Source organism: Chromohalobacter sp. HP20-39 (genome assembly GCF_033052815.1).
Classification (GTDB): domain Bacteria; phylum Pseudomonadota; class Gammaproteobacteria; order Pseudomonadales; family Halomonadaceae; genus Chromohalobacter.
Genome location: NZ_JAWHTP010000322.1, coordinates 1 through 346, shown reverse-complemented (window position 1 = coordinate 346; position 346 = coordinate 1). Strand labels below are relative to the sequence as shown.

Annotated in this window: 1 protein-coding gene; it reads left to right on the top strand. The window is 66.2% G+C overall.

The window, feature by feature from the left end; genetic code table 11:
- Window positions 1-58: 58 nt before the first annotated feature.
- A partial coding sequence (locus tag RVY79_RS18190) for an adenylyltransferase/cytidyltransferase family protein (RefSeq protein WP_317465937.1) occupies window positions 59-346 on the top strand: 288 nt, incomplete at its 3' end.

Genomic DNA, 346 nt, shown 5'->3' with positions numbered 1-346 from the left:
TGTCACGACAATCCGGCATGTAAACCGTTTCTTTTTTCTTCGACCACCGACGCTTCTCGTGAAAGTCTTTCGCGGCCTGCCCAACGCCGAGAGCCGCGCGCCCTGCGCGCTGACCATCGGCAACTTCGACGGCGTGCACCGTGGCCACCAGTCGCTGCTGGCCCGCGCGCGCGCGGCGGCCGACGCACGCGGGTTGCCGCTCACGGTGATGACCTTCGAGCCGCATCCGCGCAGCTTCTTCAGCCCGAACACTCCGCAATTCCGTCTCACGGACGAGACCAACAAGCTGCGGCTGCTCGCGGCCACCGGGCTCGCCGGCGCCGTCGTCATGACATTCGACAAAGCG